The sequence below is a fragment of the Faecalibacterium sp. An121 genome, from assembly GCF_002160915.1.
Lineage (GTDB): Bacteria > Bacillota > Clostridia > Oscillospirales > Ruminococcaceae > Faecalibacterium > Faecalibacterium avium.
Genome location: NZ_NFLM01000008.1, coordinates 35,384 through 52,553 on the forward strand (window position 1 = coordinate 35,384; position 17,170 = coordinate 52,553).

Annotated in this window: 14 protein-coding genes and 1 other annotated feature; of the genes, 9 read left to right on the top strand and 5 right to left on the bottom strand. The window is 61.8% G+C overall.

The window, feature by feature from the left end:
- Positions 1–5 precede the first annotated feature (5 nt).
- From B5E66_RS06055 to B5E66_RS06080, 7 genes are all read left to right on the top strand, one after another.
- Positions 6–449, top strand: coding sequence for a DUF1934 domain-containing protein (locus B5E66_RS06055; protein ID WP_087230084.1), 444 nt, complete (start codon positions 6–8; stop codon positions 447–449).
- Between the two features lie 38 nt (positions 450–487).
- Positions 488–2,302 carry an arginine--tRNA ligase gene (gene argS, locus B5E66_RS06060; protein WP_087230088.1) on the top strand — a complete coding sequence of 605 codons (1,815 nt, stop codon included), beginning with the start codon at positions 488–490 and terminating at the stop codon, positions 2,300–2,302.
- Between the two features lie 661 nt (positions 2,303–2,963).
- Complete coding sequence (locus B5E66_RS12805; RefSeq protein WP_143406938.1) at positions 2,964–3,257, top strand: hypothetical protein; 294 nt, start codon at positions 2,964–2,966, stop codon at positions 3,255–3,257.
- A 465-nt stretch (positions 3,258–3,722) separates the two neighbouring features.
- Positions 3,723–3,989: a binding site (T-box leader), on the top strand.
- An 80-nt stretch (positions 3,990–4,069) separates the two neighbouring features.
- Positions 4,070–6,055 carry a methionine--tRNA ligase gene (gene metG / locus B5E66_RS06065; RefSeq protein ID WP_087230091.1) on the top strand — a complete coding sequence of 662 codons (1,986 nt, stop codon included), beginning with the start codon at positions 4,070–4,072 and terminating at the stop codon, positions 6,053–6,055.
- An 18-nt stretch (positions 6,056–6,073) separates the two neighbouring features.
- Complete coding sequence (locus B5E66_RS06070) at positions 6,074–7,033, top strand: DMT family transporter (protein ID WP_087230094.1); 960 nt, start codon at positions 6,074–6,076, stop codon at positions 7,031–7,033.
- Positions 7,030–7,866, top strand: coding sequence for a TatD family hydrolase (locus tag B5E66_RS06075; protein ID WP_087230098.1), 837 nt, complete (start codon positions 7,030–7,032; stop codon positions 7,864–7,866). Before B5E66_RS06070 ends, B5E66_RS06075 begins: the two co-directional genes overlap by 4 nt.
- A 68-nt stretch (positions 7,867–7,934) precedes the next feature.
- On the top strand, positions 7,935–8,168 hold the full coding sequence (locus B5E66_RS06080; protein WP_087230101.1) for a methylenetetrahydrofolate dehydrogenase: 234 nt from the start codon (positions 7,935–7,937) through the stop codon (positions 8,166–8,168).
- 78 nt (positions 8,169–8,246) lie between these two features.
- Here the strand turns inward: B5E66_RS06080 and B5E66_RS06085 are convergent, their stop codons facing one another.
- From B5E66_RS06085 to B5E66_RS06100, 4 genes are all read right to left on the bottom strand, one after another.
- Positions 8,247–9,062: an ATP-binding cassette domain-containing protein gene (locus tag B5E66_RS06085; RefSeq protein ID WP_164474865.1), complete on the bottom strand. Its 816-nt coding sequence runs from the start codon at positions 9,060–9,062 to the stop codon at positions 8,247–8,249.
- 5 nt (positions 9,063–9,067) lie between these two features.
- Complete coding sequence (locus B5E66_RS06090; RefSeq protein WP_087230107.1) at positions 9,068–10,018, bottom strand: ABC transporter permease; 951 nt, start codon at positions 10,016–10,018, stop codon at positions 9,068–9,070.
- Between the two features lie 50 nt (positions 10,019–10,068).
- On the bottom strand, positions 10,069–11,166 hold the full coding sequence (locus B5E66_RS06095; RefSeq protein WP_342394998.1) for an ABC transporter substrate-binding protein: 1,098 nt from the start codon (positions 11,164–11,166) through the stop codon (positions 10,069–10,071).
- A gap of 413 nt (positions 11,167–11,579) precedes the next feature.
- Positions 11,580–12,338 carry a MerR family transcriptional regulator gene (locus tag B5E66_RS06100; protein ID WP_242958114.1) on the bottom strand — a complete coding sequence of 253 codons (759 nt, stop codon included), beginning with the start codon at positions 12,336–12,338 and terminating at the stop codon, positions 11,580–11,582.
- Positions 12,339–12,441: 103 nt separating this feature from the next.
- On the opposite strand from B5E66_RS06100, the gene B5E66_RS06105 reads away from it, so the two are divergent.
- Entirely contained in the window at positions 12,442–13,779 is a 1,338-nt protein-coding gene (locus B5E66_RS06105) for an MATE family efflux transporter (RefSeq protein WP_087230113.1), read from the top strand.
- A 71-nt stretch (positions 13,780–13,850) separates the two neighbouring features.
- Here B5E66_RS06105 and B5E66_RS06110 read toward each other — a convergent pair whose 3' ends face one another.
- On the bottom strand, positions 13,851–16,241 hold the full coding sequence (locus B5E66_RS06110; RefSeq protein ID WP_087230116.1) for a YfhO family protein: 2,391 nt from the start codon (positions 16,239–16,241) through the stop codon (positions 13,851–13,853).
- 268 nt (positions 16,242–16,509) lie between these two features.
- Here B5E66_RS06110 and yfbR point away from each other — a divergent pair, with 268 nt between their 5' ends.
- Entirely contained in the window at positions 16,510–17,100 is a 591-nt protein-coding gene (gene yfbR / locus B5E66_RS06115; RefSeq protein ID WP_087230119.1) for a 5'-deoxynucleotidase, read from the top strand.
- Positions 17,101–17,170: the final 70 nt, after the last annotated feature.

Genomic DNA, 17,170 nt, shown 5'->3' on the forward strand with positions numbered 1-17,170 from the left:
AGACTGTGAACAAAACCTTAAAGGAAAACTATATCATCCGCATCAAAAGCCGCATCGAGCAGGACGGCGAGACCGAACAGGTGGAGCTGATGACCCGCGGCAGCTTTGCGCTGCGGGGCGGCAGCTACTACATCACCTACCGGGAGACCGAGACCACCGGCTATGAGGGCAACGTGACCACCCTGAAGATCGCCGCCGACTCCAGCCGGGTGGCCATGCTGCGGTTCGGCCCGCAGGCCAGCCAGCTGGTCATTGAGAAGGGCCGGCGCAACCTGTGCCACTATGAGACCGGCTATGGTTCGGTAACCCTCGGGGTGACCGCCGACGGCATCCAGTGCGACCTCAGCTCCAAAGGAGGCACCGCCCGCTTCAGCTACCTGCTGGACGGGGACGTGTCCACCATCATCAGCAAAAACTCCCTGGAAGTCACCGTGACCCATGTCAACTGACAGCGGCCCGATGGCAGAGAGAATAGAAAGGAATCAGAATGAGCAACACCAACTATCCCGCATTTGAGAATTACAACCCCCGGCAGGCCGCCCTGAACGAGGCCCGCGCCCTGCTGGGCCAGGCCGCCCAGGCCGCCATGGACGCCGGGGACCTGCCCGCGGCTCCGCTGCCCGCCTTCATCGTGGAGGTGCCCGCCGACACCAAAAACGGCGACATCGCCTCCAACATCGCTATGGCCGGTGCGCGCACCTGGCACAAGGCCCCCAAGATGATCGCCGATGCCATCCTGGCTCACCTGCCCGCCCTGGAGGGCAGCTGCTTTGCCCGGGCCGAGACTGCCGGCCCCGGCTTCATCAACCTGTTCCTCTCCCCGGCCTACTGGGCCGGCGTGGTGATGGCCGCCTGCGCTTCCAGCCGCTACGGCAAGACCGATCACGGCCAGGGCAAGCGGTACAACGTGGAATTTGTTTCGGCCAACCCCACCGGCCCCATGCACATGGGCAACGCCCGGGGCGGCGCTCTGGGCGACTGCCTGTCCGCTGTTCTGGAGTGGGCCGGCTATGACGTCACCCGTGAGTTCTACATCAACGATGCAGGCAACCAGATCCAGAAGTTCGGCAAGAGCCTGGCCATCCGCTATTTGCAGCACTACTACGACGAGAGCACCTACCCCCTGCCCAAGGAGTGCTACCAGGGCGGGGACATCACCCTGCTGGCGCTGGAGTTTGCCGCCAAAGAGGGCGACCAATATGCAAAGCCCTGCCAGGGCCTGCAGGAGGACGCCCTGTACGAGAGCGAAGCCTTTGCCGCTTTGAAGGACGCTCTGGTGGCCTATGCCCTGCCCAAGAACATCGCCAACCTCAAGACCGACCTGGGCAAATACCGCATCGAGTACGACGTCTGGTTCCCCGAAAGCACCCTGCACGAGTCGGGTGCGGTGCGCCACGTCGTGGATGAGCTGATGGCCAAGGGGGCCTGCTACAAGGCAGAGGACGGCGCCATCATGTACCGCAGCGCCCAGTACGCCGCCAAGTACGGCGCCGCCAACAAGAAAAAGAGCGAGGACGGCGCCGAGGAGGACAAGGATGAGGTCCTGGTGCGCGCCAACGGCATCCCCACCTACTTTGCCGCCGATATCGCCTACCATTACAACAAGCTGGCTACCCGGGGCTTTGACAAGGCCATCGACGTCTGGGGCGCCGACCACCACGGCCATGTGGCCCGCATGAAGGGCGCCATGGACGCCATCGGCCTGGACGGCAGCCGCCTGGACATCGTGCTGATGCAGATGGTCAACCTGATGCAGAACGGCCAGCCCGTGCGGATGTCCAAGCGCACCGGCAACGCCATCACCCTCACCGACCTGCTGGAGGAAGTGCCCATCGACAGCGCACGTTTCCTGTTCAATATGCACGAGTCGGGCAGCAGCATCGACTTCGACCTGGACCAGGCCGTCAAGACCGACAACGACAATCCCGTCTATTATGTGCAGTATGCGCACGCCCGCATCTGCTCGATCCTGCGCAAGCTGGAGGGCACCGGGGTCCACTTCCTGGGGGTGGAGAACACCGACGCCACCCTGCTGACCGATCCCACCGAGCAGGACCTGATCCGTATGCTGGCCGCCTTCCCCCAGGAGATCGTCCTGGCCGCCGAGAAGTACGATCCCAGCCGGATCAACCGCTTTGTCATCGACCTGGCCAGCGCCTTCCACCGGTTCTACGGCAGCTGCCGCATCCAGGAGGCGGAGCCTTCCCTGCAGCAGGCCCGCATCGCCCTGTGCATCGGCGTGCGCAACGTCATCCGCAATGTGCTGACCATGTTCAAGATCACCGTCCCCAACAAGATGTGACCCTCTCCCCGGCCTTGGGCCGGGGAATTTTTTACCGGCGGGGCCTTTGCCACAGTTCGTTCACATTCGGCACAATAAATCATCACATCTATGCTCAAAACTATACAAAATCACAAGATAATCGTTGGCGATTCTGCGAATGGACAGCAGACGATTTCTCGTATATAATAAGGCCAGAAACCAAGAAAGTACAGCAGAGGATCAAAGGAGATCCAATCCCGCTGACTTAAAGGGAGAAAGGAGCGAAGACCGATGGTTGATATGACACCCGCACAGTTCGGACAGACTGTCGGGAGTCGCTGAAAGCGAAAAGCCGCTTAACAGGACGGGATGTTTCCCCCGTATAGATGATCTGAGAGATTTTAAAAGCGTTGTCTTTAGCGATAAATAAGCGATGAACGAGCAGTCTGTCGAGATACCCCTCAGGCGATTCAAATAGATCCGCAGGAAGTGATCCTTATGAAAGCTTTGTTACGGATGCAAGTATTTGAATAGCATGGAAGGAGCTACTCCAATGATTTAAGTAGTCGCGGCCTCACAAGCAGAGGCAGGATCGGATCGGAACTGATGACAGCAGCAGTAAGCTGGACCTGCATTCGATCGGTCAAAAGGGCCAGATGCCAAGGGCAGATGGCAGATCGTTCTTCTGTAAGATGTCGATTTGGATAAGCCAGAAGCTGTAAAAGGTAATTCTTACGAGAACTGCTGTACGGATTTTGCATATATCTGGAAATTGCACACAGAAGAAAGATCCATTGGTTTGAGCGATGGTGATGTACCTCCTCAAATATCGGCGGGACCGAAGTACAATGTACCGGAAGCTGAAAGAGCTGCAAAGCACCACTTCCCTAAGATCAGAAGATCCCCAAAGCAAGAGGCAGATGTTCCGAGCACAACTTGTCCGCGCAACGGTCATTCAAATAAAGAGCAGGCCAGAAAGGATGATCTCCAATGAAAATCCCTGTATGGATGCAGATATTTGAGTAACACGGAGGGAGTACTCCAATGATTTAGGTAGCTTGTCCCCTGGAGTGATTCAATCGAAAGAATGTGTTTCCTATGAAGGTTCTTCGTAAGACGCAATCCAACGATTCGGATGAGGCTTGACACCAATGTACTAGTTAAATCAGCAAACCACTACCCTACCATTTCCTAAAGGAAAGGCCAAATCTTATGAAAGGCAAGGTCAAGACCGAAAAATAGGTAATGCGAGGTAATGAGGCAATGACTCCGAAGAAGTAAGCATCCTGGCGGATGAGAGGCTTGCAACCGCTCTCATCCGCCAGGTTTTTTGTTTGCCGCCGGGTCCTCCTGTCCTTTTCCGGTTTGGCTCCCGGGCCGGCCCGGACGCTTTGCGGCAAAAACTTTCGCCGGGCGGTTGACAAACCGGGTGGCTTCCTCTATAATAGTCACGATATCCAAACCGGCTGTGAAGAGAAGAGTAAGCGCCATACGATCCTTGCAGAGAGCCTGCGGTGGTGGAAAGCAGGCAGGCATCGCGGCGCCGAAAATGGTCTTGGAGCCGCGCAGGCGAAGGGCATCGCACCCCAAGCCTGCGCCGGGTGCGCCCGTTACCGCGTCCGGCTGTATGCAGCGGGTCTCCCCTGCCGCAGCTTTGAGGCCGTGCCCTGCAAAGGGGCGGCAAACCAAGGTGGTACCACGGAAGTATTCTGCTCCCGTCCTTGCAGGGCCTATGCCCGGGCAAAGACGGGAGCTTTTGCTTTCTTTACAGTTCTTCATTCGGGAAAAGGGAGGATTTGTTTCAACATGTCTGAGCGCAAGAAATTTTACATCACCACCCCCATCTACTACCCCAGCGACAAGCTGCACATCGGCCACAGCTACACCACCGTGGCCTGTGATGCGCTGGCCCGCTTCAAGCGGATGCAGGGCTGCGACGTGATGTTCCTGACCGGCACCGACGAGCACGGCCAGAAGATCGAGGACAAGGCTGCCGCCGCCGGCGTCCAGCCCAAAGAGTATGTGGACCGCATCGTGGCCACCGTCAAGGACCTGTGGAAGCTGCTGGATGTCAGCTACGACCGCTTCATCCGCACCACCGACGACTACCACATCCAGTCCTGCCAGAAGATCTTCACCACCCTGTATGAGAAGGGCGACATCTACAAGGGCGAGTATGTGGGCCATTACTGCAAGCCCTGCGAGAGCTTCTGGACCGACAGCCAGCTGGTGGACGGCAAATGCCCCGACTGCGGCCGCGAGGTCTATGACGCCCACGAGGAGGCCTATTTCTTCCGTACCAGCAAATACGCCGACCGGCTGCTCAAGCTGTACGAGGAGAACCCCCAGTTCATCCAGCCCGAGAGCCGTAAAAATGAGATGATCGCCTTCATCAAGCAGGGCCTGCAGGATACCTGCGTGTCCCGCACCTCGGTCAAGTGGGGCATCCCTGTCCCCTTTGACCCCAAGCATACCATGTATGTCTGGGTGGACGCCCTGAGCAACTATATCACCGCCCTGGGCTACGGCAACGACACCTACCACGACTACGACAAATACTGGCCCGCCGACCTGCATATGGTGGGCAAGGAGATCCTGCGGTTCCACACCATCCTGTGGCCCGCCATGCTGATGGCCCTGGATCTGCCCCTGCCCAAGCGTGTGTTCGGCCACGGCTGGCTGCTGATGAACGGCGGCAAGATGTCCAAATCGGTGGGCAACGTGGTGGATCCCGTCATCCTCTGCGACCGCTACGGCGTGGACGCCATCCGCTACTTCCTGCTGCGTGAGATCCCCTTTGGCAACGACGGTATGTTCACCAACGAAGCCCTGATCAACCGCATCAACAGCGACCTGGCCAACGACCTGGGCAACCTGCTCAGCCGCACAGTGGCCATGTGCGAAAAGTACTTCGGCGGCACGGTGTCCAGAGCCGACGGCACCGAGGCCATCGACGCTGAGCTGGAACAGATGCTGTCCGCCCTGCCCGCCAAGGTGGCCGAGGATATGGATAACCTGACCATCCCCCAGGCCCTGACCGAGATCTTTGCGGTGGTGCAGCGGGCCAACAAGTATATCGACGAGACCGCACCCTGGGCTCTGGCCAAGGATGAGGCCAACAAGGACCGCCTGGCCTGCGTGCTCTACCATCTGTGCGAGGCGCTGCGGGTCTGCGCCATCCTGCTGAACGCTTACCTGCCCACCACTGCGCCCAAGATGATGGAGCAGCTGGGCCTGGATGCCGGCAGCCTCCAGTTGGAACTGGCCGCCTACGGCAAGCAGGACAGCTACACCGTCCACAAAGGCGATCCCCTGTTCCCCCGCATCGATGTGGCCAAGGAGATCGCTCACCTGAAGGCGGAGGACGAAAAGCGCAGGGCCGAAGCTCTGGCCGCCCAGAAAGCCAAGGAGGCTGCCGAGGCACAGCCCCAGCAGCCTGCCGCCGCGATCGAGCATGAGGCCGAGATCGACTTTGACGATTTCTGCAAAGTGGAGATGCGGGTCGCTGAGGTGCGCGCCTGCGAGAACCTGAAGGAGAGCAAAAAGCTGCTGCACCTCACTGTGTTCGACGGTGAGCGGGAGCGGTGCATCCTCTCCGGCATCGCCAAATGGTACAAGCCCGAGGACCTGATCGGCAAAAAGGTGGGCATCGTGGCCAACCTGGCCCCCCGTCCCATGATGAAGGGCAAGTACACCAGCGAGGGCATGATCGTGGCAGCGGACACCGCCGACGGCGGCTGTGCCATCGCATTCTACCCCGACAGCGTCCCCGCCGGCAGCCGCATCCACTGAGAAAGGGAGGCTAAACCCGTGCCGCATCCAAGCAACCCCGCCCCGCGCACGGCCCGGCTGGACGCCCTGTTCGGGACGCCCGCCTTTGCAGTGGCTTTTGCGGTCATCTGCAACTGCCTGTGGGGCTCGGCCTTCCCTTTCATCAAGCTGGGGTACAGGCTGTTCGCCATCGACGCCGCCGACACCGCCTCCATCCTCTGCTTTGCAGGGGTTCGGTTCATGCTGGGGGGCCTGCTGGTGCTGCTGGCCAGCCTCCTGCTGGAAGGGCGGCTGCCCGCTGTGCCCCGGGGCAAAGTGCTGGCCGAGTGCTGCGCTCTGGGCCTGTGGCAGACCACCACCCAGTACGCTTTTTATTACGCGGCCGTCGCCCTGCTCACCGGCGCGTTCGGCGGCATCCTGAACAGCACCCAGAGTTTCCTGGGTGTCATTCTGGCCCATTTCCTCTACCGCTCCGACCGGATGACCCCCGCCAAGGCCCTGGGCTGCGCCGTCGGGTTCGGCGGGGTGCTGGTGGCCACCATCGGCAACCATGGCAGCGGCAGCGGCTGGGGCATCTTCTGCATGATGGCCGCCACCGTCATCTTTACCATTTCCGGGCCGTGGAATAAATCGGTCACCCGCAAGGCAGACAGCTTCATGGTCTGCTGCATCAACCTGGGGCTGGGCGGTCTGGCGCTGCTGGTCCTGGGGCTGGCCATGGGCGGTTCCCTGGCGCCCCAGAGCCCCATGGGCATCCCGGTGCTGCTGTATCTGGCCTTCGTATCGGGGGCCGGGTATGTGCTGTGGGCCCTGCTGATGAAGAACAACCCCGTCAGCCGGATCAGCGTGTTCGGGCTGGTCAACCCGGTGGTCAACGTCCTGTTGTCCGCCCTGCTGAACGGAGAGCCCCTTTTTGAGTGGCAGTACCTGGCCGCGCTGGCGCTGGTGTGTGTGGGCATCTGGCTGGTCAACCGCAGAGGCAAGGAGGTCCGCGCATGAGCATCTACCCTTCCCAGGGGCCTATTTTTGACACCCACGCCCACTATTCCTCGGGGGCCTTCAACGCCGACCGGGAGGCCGTGCTGGATGGCCTTCCCGCCAAAGGAGTGGTGGGGGTCTGTGAACAGGCCACCCATTCGGGGGACGCCCCCCGCTGTCTCGCTCTGGCCCATGCTTATCCCTGGGTCTGGGCAGCCATCGGCATCCACCCTGAAAGCCTGCTGCCCGCCGACAAGTGCGGCTCGGCGCCCCCCGCCCCCACCATTTCGGTGTATGGCGGCGACTGGGCCGCCGAGATGAAAGCCCTGGCCCCCTTCTACGACGATCCCAAGGTGGTGGCCGTGGGGGAATGCGGCCTGGACTATCACTGGCCCGTTCCCAAGGAGGCCCAGCAGGCCCTGTTTGAGGCGGAGATCCGTCTGGCCCTCGAGCTGGATAAGCCCATCGTGGTCCATGACCGGGAGGCCCACGCCGACGTCTACGCCCTTTTGAAAAAGTACAAACCCAAGGGTATCCTGCACTGCTATTCGGGCAGTGCCGAGGATGCGGTCTGGCTGGCCCGGCAGGGTATCCTGATCGGGTTTGGGGGCGCGGCCACCTTCAAGGGGGCCAAGCGGGCCGCCAAGGTCATCGATGCACTCCCCCTGGAGTCCATCCTGCTGGAGACCGACTGCCCTTACATGGCCCCTGAGCCGGTGCGGGGCACCCGGTGCGACAGTTCCCTGATCGCCTATGTGGGCGAGTATATCGCCCAGCGCAAGGGAGTGCCGGCCGAAACGGTCTTTGCCCAGACCGCCGCCAACGCCCGCCGGGTCTTCCGTCTGGAACCATAACCGCTGACCCGCAGCCCCTATGGGCTGCTGATAGGATTCAGATTGTCAGAAAAAAGGAGAATGTTTTTATGAAAGCTCGTATTCCGCAGCATCGCGAATTTATCATCAATTTCCCCGAAAGCGTGGATCAGGCCAAGGCCAGCGAGGGCTGGAACAAGCTGACCCAGATCGTGGAGGACTACAAGAAAGCCCACAACGGCGCTTCGGTCTACTCCCCCACCTTCATCGAGGACTGCGAACCCGCCGTCAAGAAGCTCCAGGAGGAGTATGGCTTCGAGTATACCATCGAGTATGTGAAGTAACGTCGTTTTTCGACACGCTAAAACCGCCGCCGGCTATGAAAGGCCGACGGCGGTTTATGGTTTGGATATAAGGTCCCTTTACGGTTTTTCCACCTTGCTGAGCAGGATGCGGTCGTTGTCCAGCTCCTCGCCGGCCGACTGGCGGAAGCGCTCCAGCAGGTCGTCTACCGTCATCTTGCTCCGCTCCTCTCCCTGGACGTCAAAGACGATGCGCCCCCCGTTCATCATCAGGGTGCGGTTGCCCAGTTCCAGGGCCTGGTGCATATTGTGGGTGACCATCAGGCAGGTGATGTGCTGCTCCGCCACGATGTGCCGGGTCAGGTCCAGCACTTTGTCGGCGGTGGCAGGGTCCAAAGCGGCGGTGTGCTCGTCCAGCAGCAGCAGCTTGGGGGTGACCAGGGTGGCCATCAGCAGGGTCAGCGCCTGGCGCTGGCCGCCCGACAACAGCCCCACCGGCTGCTTCATCCGGTCCTCCAGGCCCATATCCAGCAGGGCCAGGCGTTCACGGAAAAAGTCCTTGTCCTTGCGGGAAATACGGGAGAAGTAGGCCCGCTGGGCTGTGCCCGCCCGCAGATAGGCCAGGGCCAGATTTTCCTCGATGGTCATGTTGGGGGCGGTGCCCTTGAGGGGGTCCTGGAACAGGTGGCCGATCACCCGGCTGCGGCGGTATTCCGGGGTGAAGGTGATATCCTCGCCCCCCAGCACGATGCAGCCTTCGTCGGCGATAAAACCGCCGGTGATGGCATTGAACAGGGTGGATTTGCCCGCCCCGTTGGAGCCGACGATGGTGGCAAAGTCCCCCTCTTGCAGAGCCAGGTCCACCCCGGCCAGGGCCACCTTCTCGTTGACGGTGCCCGGGTTGAAGGTCTTGCGGACCCCCTTCATTTCCAGCATCAGCATCAGACTGCCTCCTTTTTGCCGTGGACCTGGGCGTGACGCATCCGGGCCTCCTGTTTGCGCTTTTCAAAGGCGATCTTCTGACGGATCGCGGGCATCGAGATGGCCACGGCCACAATGATGGCCGACACCAGTTTCATGGCGGCGGCAGGCACATCGAACCGCAGGGCCACCGCCACGATGAAGCGGTACAGGCAGCTGCCGAACACCACGCCCAGCACCCGCAGCACCATGGTCCGCTTGCCCAGCAGCGTCTCGCCGATGATCAGGGAGGCCAGGGCGATGGTCACCATGCCGGTGCCCACATTGATGTCACAGCTCTTCTGATACTGGGCCAGCAGCCCGCCCGACAGGGCGGTCAGGCTGCCCGAGATGCACAGCCCCACCATGATGGTGAACGCCGGGTTGATGCTGGAAGCCCGCACCATGGCGGCGTTGTCGCCGGTGGCCCGGATGGACAGGCCCAGCCGGGTGCCGAGGAACCAGACCATCAGCCCGCAGGCCGCCAGGATGATGATGGCCGCCACCACCAGCTGATACCAGCCGCCCGCAAAGGCCAGGGCATCCTTGGAGAGGGAAAAGACGGTGTCCACCTTGACCAGGCTCATATTGGACGAAAAGCCCATGGCCGCCAGGTTGATGGTGTACAGGCCGGTGTTGACGATGATGCCGGCCATGATGCTCTCCACCCCCAGCCTGGTCTGCAAAAAGGCGGTGATAAAGCCGGAGGCGACACCCGCTGCCATGGCCGCAAAGAGGGCCAGCACCGGGTGCCCGGCCACCGCCACCTGGCAGCACACCGCACACCCCAGGGTGAAGCATCCGTCGGTGGACAGGTCTGCGATGTTCAGCACCGAGTAGCTGAGGAACAGGGCCAGCGCCACCAGCCCGTAGATACACCCGAGCTCCAGCGCGGTCTGCAACACATTGATGGAAAAGATACTAGCCAGCATAAACCATAACTCCTATTTGTCACTGGGCGGCGGGGCAGCGCCCCGGCCCGTTATTCGAATTCCTCGGCGGTGATGATCTCCTCGACGCTGGTGCAGTAGGGCTGGATGGCGGCCTTCACCGTCTCCAGATCCAGGCCCAGGGCCGCGCAGGTCTCGGTGTTGATGGTGGCGATGCCATTGTCGAAGGTGCGGTAGGGCATATCGGCGATGGTCTTGCCGTCGCACAGCAGCTCCACCACCATGTCGGCGGTGGCTTCGCCCAGCTGGACATAGTCCACGCCGTAGCCGATGAAGGCGCCGTTCAGCGCAAAGCTGTCCGCCCCGGTGAAGTGCTGGATGCCCGACTCGATCATCGTCTCGTAGATGGCCAGCTCGGCGGTCATGATGGTATTGTCGGTGGGGGTGAACACCACCTTGACCCCGCTGGCGGCCAGGGCTTCCACCGCCATCTGCACCTCGGCGGTGGTGGTGCCGTTCTTCTCCACATAGGAGATGCCGTTCTCGTCGCAGAACGCCTTGGCATCCGCGATGGCCTGGGTGGAGGAATCCTGGCCCAGATCGTACAGCAGGCCGATCTCGGTGATGCCGGGGTTGACCGCCAGGATCATGTTCATGATCGCCTCGGTGTTCAAAGCGTCGGATGTGCCGGTCATGTTGGTCAGGGTGTCAAAGCCTGCACCCACCGGATCGGTGACCGCCGAGTAAATGACCGGGATATCGGTATCCTCCACAGCGGCCAGCATGGTGGATGCGGAGGGGGTGGCCACCGCCACGATCACGTCCACATCGTCGGCCACCAGGTCGGCGCCGATCTGGTTCAGGTTGGACTGGTCGGCCTGGGCGTTGGAATAATAGTCTGCGTAGTTGAAGGTGACGCCGCGCTCGGCCCCCACCTCGTCCAGGCGGGCTTCCACCGAGGCCACGATCTGGTTCAGGGATGCGTCGTCCACATAGTTGACGATGCCCACTTTATAGGTGGTGCCTCCCGAGGCTGCGCCGCTGCCGGCGGCCGCCGAGGAAGCGGTGCCGGAACCGGAGGAGCCGCAGCCGGTCAGGGCCATGGCCGAAAGGGCCGCTGCGGAAAGGGCGGCTGCCTGCAGGAAATTGCGGCGGGAGATCATGCGCGAGCTGTTCATGGTACGTTTCATGGTATAACCCCTTTCTTGCGGGCGGGGCAGAAGAAAAGGCCCGCCCCGCCTTGCTTTGCGGAACGGGCCATACAATCAAACGACCCGTCCCTGTGTTTTACCACAAGGACAGGATCGGAAATTCGATTCTGCGGTGCCACCTTGTTTGCCCTGCTTCTCTGCAGAGCCTCTCACGGGAAGCCAACACTTCCCTGCCCTGTAACGGGAGACACCCGTCCTAAGCTACTGAGGAACCCCCGTTCGCCCGGCCCTCGGCGACCCATAACTGCTGCGGCACACCGCCCGTTTCCATCGCGCCGGGCTCTCTGAAGGTATGCGGTACAGAGTCTCTTTCGCCTCATCGGTTTGATTGCATTATACACTTTAACGCTGTAAAGTCAAGATACAAATTTTCACCTTTCTGCATCGTGCATTCAATTTTCTTCAAGAATGCGCATTCGGATGCAGCGCGGTTCGGCGCCGTCCTCACTGGTATCCCCCACCGCAAGCTCTCCGAATTCAACGAATGCACGCCCATCCAGCCGCCAGCCGCGGGTCCCGGCATAGCGTTGCAGCTGCTCGCGGCGGCTGGCCAGCCAGTCCCAGGGATGGTGGCCCCGGGCCATCTCGTACAGACACAAATAGGCCCCGCCGGGCACCAGGATCGGCCCGTCCGCCTGTTTCTGGTAGAGGAAGCGGTCCTCCCCTTCCACGCACAGTCCGGTGCCCGGGCCGTCGGTGAGGTAGTTGACGATGACCACATGGCTGCGCTCCATCTCCTCCCGCCCCATCAGGACGGCGATCCGCTCCGGCTCCCGCAGCAGACGCTGCGGACCCTTGCCGCACCAGTCCAGAAAGGCCCGGTTCTGGCGCCGCAGGGTCTCCAGCATCTCCCTGCGCCGGACCAGCAGGGCAATGCGGCGGTCCAGCTCCCGACTCTGGCGGGCCAGGATCTCGTCCACCTGGGCCAGGTCCCCGCAGCAGAGATATGCCCCGATCTCCTTCAGGGGCACCCCCAGATCTTTCAGAGTCACGATGAGGGCCAGCCGGTCCAGCTGTACGGGCGAGTAAAACCGATAGCCTTTTTCGTTCACCCTGGCCGGACGGAACAGGCCGATCTCGTCATAGTAGTGCAGGGTCTTTTTGTTCACTCCCGCCAGTTTGGCAAAGGCCGCTGTGGTCAGATACTGCATTTCCAACGCAAAATTCCCCCTTGACTATCCAGCTGCTGGATACTTTATGATAGAGACAGGATACCAAAAAACACTGCGCTTTGCAACTGGAAGGTGAACCAAGATGCGTCAACCCCCATCCCAAACCCAAAACGCCCTGCTGGCGGGGCCGGTGCGTCCGGCGCTGCTGCGCTTTGCGGGGCCTGTCATCCTCAGCATGGTGGCCACCCAGCTCTATACGGTGGTGGACACCATGATCATTGGTCTGTGCCTGGACGCCGGGGCGCTGGCGGCCGTGTCCAACGCCTCCACGGTGCTGCTGGTCTTTCTGTTCGTGTCGGGAGGGATGGAACTTGGGGGCGGGCTGCTGCTGGCCTCCCGACGTCCCACCGCCACCCCGCAGGAACGGTCGGCCCTGATCTACAACCTGCTGTTCATCGACGCTGCCCTCAGCCTGGCTTTGACGGCGGCGGGCCTTGCCGGGATGGGCGGGCTGCTGCGCCTGATCCAGACCCCCGCCGAGATCCAGCCCCAGGCCATGGCCTATGCCCGTTTTTATCTGATCGGCCTGCCCTTCCTGATGGTGTACGACCTGTCCAAGCAGCTGGCCATGGCCTGCGGCGATTCCCGCACCCCTCTGCTGGCGGTCCTGGCCACCTCACTTCTCAACGTCGTGCTGGACCTGGCTTTGGTGGGACCTTTCGGGGTGGCAGGAGCTGCCACAGCCACCTCCGTTTCCCAGGCGGCGGGCTGCCTGTTCATGCTGGGTTACCTGCGCCGCGGCCTCTTGACCGGGCCTTTCCGCCTGTCCGAACTCAAGCGGCAGTATGTCTGGGACGTCTTTCGTCTGTCGGCCCCCAACGCCGTGCAGCAGGCCAGCGCCCCGGTCAGCAGCATGGTCAAGCAGGGGCTGCTGGGCGGCATCGGGGTAACGGCCATTGCAGGCTTTTCCTGCGCCAGCAAGCTGCACAGCCTGCTGCTGATGCCGGTGGCCGGTCTGGTGCAGGCTCTGGTGTTTTTCGTGGCCCAGAACACCGCCGCCCGGCAGCCCGACCGCGTCCGGGAGGGGGCGTGCCAGGCCAGAAGCATCCTGCTGGCCTATGCCCTGCTGGTGACGGCAGGGTGCGTGCTGTTTGCCGGGCCCCTGCTGCGGCTGTTCACTGCTGACGGCGGCGCCATCCGCTATGGCGCCCTGCTGCTCAGCCGCCAGGCGCTGGTCTTTGCCTTTACCGCCATGCGCCATTTGCAGGAGGCCAGCCTGCGGGGCCGCCAGCGGATGGGACTGTATCTGGCGTCCAACATCGGCTCCACCCTCATCGACCTGACCGCCTGTGTGCTGCTGGTCCCCTGGCTGGGATATGACGGCTTCTATCTGGCCGCCTTTGTCAGCGCACCGGCCGGACTGGCCCTGGCATACGGCCTGGCCCGCCTGGGCGCCGCCCGGGCAGCCGACCCATCCTAACGCTAAAACGGCCGCCCCGGGCGCAGAGCTCGGAGCGGCCGTTCTATTTTGTTGTGTCCCGCGGCACAGCCTTACCGGCTGCGACGGCGCCAGACAAAGAAGCCGGTATACGCCGCCCATACGACCAGGGCGGCCAGGGTGACCGTCCTGCTCAGGGACAGGCCCGCCGGGACATAGACGAAGTCGATGGTGCTCTGTCCTTCGGGGCACAGCACCGCCATCAGACCGTTGTCCACCCGCAGGATCTCGGTCTCCTGCCCATTGACATAGGCGGTGAAGCCGTCGTCATAGGGCACTGAGAAAAAGACCAGGTTGGGCCGTTCCAGCTGGATCTCCGCGCCAAAGCCGTTGTTGGTCATCTGGAAGCTGCTGCAGGCGCTCTGGCGCCGGAGAGCCACATCCTGGACGTACTGCTCATAGGTGAACTCCTGCTGCATCTCTTCGGGCAGCGGGGTCAGGTACTGGCCGTAGGCCGCGATATCCTCCTCGGACAGGCCCAGAGCCCGCACCAGCAGAGCGCAGGCGTCCTCGGTGAACATACTCTCCACTGTGTCCTCGGGGACGTAATACTCATAGGTAAAGCCCATGGGCAGATAGTTGTCGTTCTCATAAAGGGCAAACCCGCCCACACTGTCGTAGTAGGTCCATCCGGAGCTCACCGCGGCCTCAAAGTTCTGCCGCTCATCCTCGGGCATAATGGTGAACCGCACGCTGAGCAGCCCCCGCAGGGCGTAATAGGAGGCGTCGGGGTTGCTGCGCACATCCCGCACAAAACCCAGGGAAGAATAAAAGCTGAGGATGCTGGGGGCTACCGTGCTGTCAAAGAATTGCAGGCAGCTCTTGTCCATCCACAGTCCCAGATTGTCGTGGGCGTTGTAGGTGTCCACCCGCCAGTCCCCTTCCGGGAAGGCTTCCTGCAGGGCGATGGAGTCCTGGTACTGCTCCACCAGGTCGCTGTCGTAGTTCCACTGGCCAAACTTGCCGATGCCGATGTGCACAATGCCAAACACGCAGCTGAAGGCCAGCACCGCCGCCAGCATCCGGCGGCAGAACTGCTTTTGCTCCGCCCGGCCCCGGGCCAGCCATTGGTACAGGATCAGCCCGCCCAGGCCAAAAGCCAGCACAGCCAGGTATTGCTCGGGGTTCTCCATCACGCCCAGGCTCCAGCCGTCCTCCCCTTCGCTCACCGGCACCAGGGCAAACGCCAGGGTGGCGAGCATGGCCCAGGCGATCGCTCCGGTGGGGCGCTCCAGGTCGGTGTCGGGGTCCTCCCAGGCGTTGACGGTCATGGCCGCCATGATCAGCAGGGGCATATAGTACCACCGGGCATAGTAGCTGGCATTGAAGGCATAAAAGGCGCTGTTCAGGACCGGCACCAGGGCAAAGACAGCGCACACCGCTACGATCCGCTTGCGGCTGTCCCCCCGCCGGGCCCGCCAGTAGGCCACCACGCCCGCCAGACTGCACAGGGGCAGATAGGCGGTCATGCTGGTCCACTTGATGGTGCCTTCCGACCAGATCGAGACGATATAGGGGGAATCCGGGGGCAGGATCCAGCTGACCAGGATGGCCAGGTATTGCTGCACCGCAGAATAGGTCAAAAAGCCCCACCCGGAGGAAATGTCCGTGGTGCGCGGATTTTGCAGCAGGGACAAAAAGGCCGGCCATACCAGCAAGCAGCCCATGGCCACTCCCAGCAGGCTTTCAAAAGCCAGGGTGCCAAACAGGCCCCGGGTCAGTTTGATCTCCCCGGTGGTCAGTTTGCAGACAAAGTAGATGATGAGGAACACCACCTGCCCCACAAAAAAGAAATAGTTGTTGAGCAGGTTGAGCGCCACAAAGAAAGCGAACAGGCCCCGCCGGCCGTTGTAGATGCACTCGTCCAGGGCCCACAGCATCCAGGGGAACAGGGCTACCACGTCAATGAAGTGGTTGAAAAAGATGTTGTAGATGCCAAACCCCGAAAAGGTGTACAGGCAGGCCGCCAGGACGGCATAGTCCAGGTTTTTCACATAGCGGCGCATATACAGGTAGGCGCCGCCCCCCGCCACGGCAAACTTGAGCACCAGCAGCGGGCACATCAGATAGGGCAGCCAGCTCTGGGGAAACAGGGTGGACAGCCAGAAAAAGGGCGACCCGTACAGATAGAACGAATAGGCGTTCATGACGCCGCTGCCCAGGTCGGTGGCCCACGAGAAGGTATTGGAGGGCAGGCTGTGGCCGTTGACGGAGGTCAGCCCGTCGGGATAGCCCATCCCCTTCACAAAGCCGTTCATATACCGGTAAAAGCCGATCTGCTGGCCGTTGAAATCTCCGGCATAATGGAAAAACCCGCCGTCGATGATCTGGAACGGCAGAAAGATCAAAGCCGCCGTGAGGGCGCACAGCCCCACCGTCAGCCAAAAGCGATCCCGTTTCCGCCGCAGCTGCGGCCGCCGGGACAGATTCACTGCATCCATCATATCCTCTTTTCTCCGCCCAATAGGCTGGTCTGTATTCTCGCCGCGCAGGCGCGGCGCCCGGGCGAAACGCCCTTCTCAGATACACTCTAGTATACCATGCCCGGCCCCACATGGAAAGGGCGAACTTTGCCATCCCGCCGCCCGCCCTTGACAACCGGCCCCAAGACGGGTATGTTGATAGAGTGGATCTGAACATACCCAGGGCCGCTTCATTCTGTCCATACGCCCTGGAAAAACGCCGGCTTTGCCGGTTTGGGAGGTTGTTTCGATGGTCTATCCGTTCAATGCACTGCTGGCCCGGATGAAATACATCACCCGCTGGAGCCTGATGCACTCCACCCGGGCCGAGTCCCTCAGCGAGCACACCTGCGACACCGCGCTGCTGGCCCACACCCTCTGTCTGATCGCCCGGCGGTACACCGGCACCCCCTGCCGCCCCAAGACGGTGGCCGTGGCCGCCCTCTATCACGACGCCCCCGAGATCGTCACCGGGGATATGCCCACCCCGGTAAAATACCGCAGCGCCACCTTGCGGGACGCCTACAAGGCCATCGAGCGGGAGAGCGCCGCCGCCATGGCCTCCATGCTGCCCCCTGAGCTGGAGGAGGAGATCAGCCCCTACATCACCGGGGACCTGCTCACCGACACCGAACGCACCCTGCTCAAGGCCGCCGACCGTCTGTCCGCCCTCATCAAGTGCATGGAGGAGGCCCGCAGCGGCAACCATGAGTTTGACGCCGCGCTGGCCCAGCAGCAGGAAGCCCTCCGCCAGATGCACTGCCCCGAGGCAGACTGGTTCATCCAGCACTGCCTGCCCTGCTACACCCAGAACCTGGACGAGCTGACCCGGGCAAAGTGAGGGTGCGCTCTTGACATCCCTCCCGCAATGTGATATGATTTTGATATCAACAAGATACGGTCCGGAAATC